This window comes from Pyrobaculum sp., assembly GCF_049971835.1.
In the GTDB taxonomy this organism is placed as follows: Archaea; Thermoproteota; Thermoprotei; order Thermoproteales; family Thermoproteaceae; genus Pyrobaculum.
This window is the reverse complement of record NZ_JBMFKV010000266.1, coordinates 1-2,179: the sequence shown is the minus strand read 5'-3', so window position 1 is coordinate 2,179 and position 2,179 is coordinate 1. Positions and strand designations below refer to the sequence as shown.

The 2,179-nt window shown below is 57.3% G+C and carries 2 protein-coding genes; one reads left to right on the top strand and one right to left on the bottom strand.

What is annotated here, in order from left to right; all coding sequences use genetic code 11:
* Positions 1-1,710 (top strand): hypothetical protein (locus tag ACP5J3_RS13505; RefSeq protein ID WP_428496163.1); only part of this gene is annotated, 1,710 nt, incomplete at its 5' end.
* Here the strand turns inward: ACP5J3_RS13505 and ACP5J3_RS13500 are convergent.
* Positions 1,699-2,179 (bottom strand): hypothetical protein (locus tag ACP5J3_RS13500; protein ID WP_428496162.1); only part of this gene is annotated, 481 nt, incomplete at its 5' end. The genes ACP5J3_RS13505 and ACP5J3_RS13500 overlap by 12 nt on opposite strands.

Genomic DNA, 2,179 nt, shown 5'->3' with positions numbered 1-2,179 from the left:
GGCGTGGCTGTGCGGATCCGCGCAGATAGGCCGGTGGCGCTTAAACCAGCAGACACCGCCCTGGGGTATGCAACAGTACAGCCGGAGCCTCAGAAAACAGAGGGAGGCGAGGTGTTGCTGAAAATCAAGGGGTTGAGGGGAGGTGTTGACTACATCCACCTAAAGACTATCGTGGCCGATGACGTGGAGGTGGAGGCCCCCAGGCTGAGAGTAGTCGTCGAGAGGGAGGAGGTGAGGATATCTGCAACTCTCTCGGCGGAGTCCCCCACGGCGCAACCCGGGGGTACTGTGAGGCTGACGGCCCTCGTCACCGCGTCGCGGGACGCCGCCGCAGAGGTACAGCTTATGCACAACGGGAGGCTTGTGGAGAGACGTAGCGTCGAGCTCCGGCGGGGGGAGAACAGATTTGACTTAAGCGCCTCCGTCCAGCCGGGGGAGAATATTTACTACATAGCATTGTTGATGCCGGACGGCAGGAGAATCGCCAGCAACCACGTCACCGTAAGAGGCGTCGAGGTGGCGAGGAGGGCGGTGCTCGACATAAAAATCGAGGCGCCGCCCCGCGTAGAGATGTTCAGAGATGTGGAGGCCGTTGTCAGAGTTTTTAACATAGGCAACGACGTGGCTGAATCTGTCAGTGTTAAAGTATTCTCGGAGGGCCAGCTGAAGCTTGACCCATTCATCCGAGACGCGGCTGTGGAGCCTCAGGAGGAGCTGGTGGTGCCTGTGGTGGCCAAGGCGGAGCGTCCAGGCCGCGGTAAAATCGTGGCGATTGCGGTCTACAGAGGCCAGTACTACAGAAAGGAAGCCGAGGTGGAGGTGGAGTACGTGCCGCCCAAAGCGGAGCTGGAGGTCAAGACGCCAGCAAGCTTCTACATAGGAGTGCCCAACACCCTCATCGTCGTTATACGCAACCACAGCCACTACCCCCTCCGAATTACGCGGCTGAGGATAAGAGACAAGACAGCCGAAGTCAACCAGCTACTGGGGCCTGGGGAGGAGTGGGTTAATATCTACGCCGTTGACATCGGCCCCGCGGATAGGGAGCTGGAGGTGGTTGCGAAGCTGGCGGATCCCACCGGCAGAGCCGCGGAGCTGACGTGGAGGGAGAAGATAGAGGCTAGGAAGGCCAGGGGCGTCGCGGCTTTTGTAAAGCCAACAGTCACCCGGCAGAATGAGCTCACGCCGCTGGAAGTGACGTTACAGAACAACTACAGCGTCGAGGTTAGAGATGTGGAGATAAGAGTGAGGTCTCCCCACGCCGACGTTATAAAAGGGGAGAGACATAAATTCGCCACAATAGGCCCAGGTGAGAAGAAAATATTCACAGTGTGGATAAGGCCGACCACCTCCGGCACGATAGATCTAGTCCTAGACGCCGCCTACACGGCGGGCGGCAGAGAAATGGCGGAGACGGTCGATATTTCAAACGCCGCAGAGGCTAGAGGCTACATAGCCCCCTACGAGGGGACCCCCCAGCAGGCTCTAGAAGAGGCGCTAGAGCTCCTCTCTACACTGGAAAGAGTAGGGCCTCAGAAGCCCCTCGTCAATAGACTAATCTCAGTCTTAAACGCGGTAAATATATGGAGAGGAGAGCTCTACTTCGACTTAAGGCAGGTGGAAGATTGGCTCAACGACGAGGTGAAGTTCCACACAGCCATCGCCGCGATAAAACAAAGCGTGAGGCTTATAAGAACTTCAGCACTTTGACAAAACTCCCTCCAGCTCGCCTAGCTCACCCGCGATAACCATAAACTGAGGCCTAAACCTCTCCTCCAGCCCCTCCACCAGCTGAGGCACCTCCTCCGGAGCCGCCCTAGACAGCTTTATAAAAGACGCCGCCAGTTCCACGTAGCCCAGAAAGAAGAGAATACAGGAGTACTGTCTCAAAAGGCCGAGAGACTCAGGCGATATATGGTCCCGCAAAACCTCGGCAAGCCTCCTCGCCCCCTCTCTAGAAAACCTCCCCTCTGCAATACACTCAACCACGGCGGCGAGAATATCTCTAAACTCCTCATCCGGCACATAGCTAGGGATGCTGTTAACCACTCTTACAAGCCTGGGCGCAAGGAGCCTAGCTCTACACTCCCCCAGGTAGTACTGGGCCGCCTCTACGAACTTCACCGCGAGATCTCTATCGCTACGGGAAGATCTGTAGAGGTAGTCCACCACCTCCATG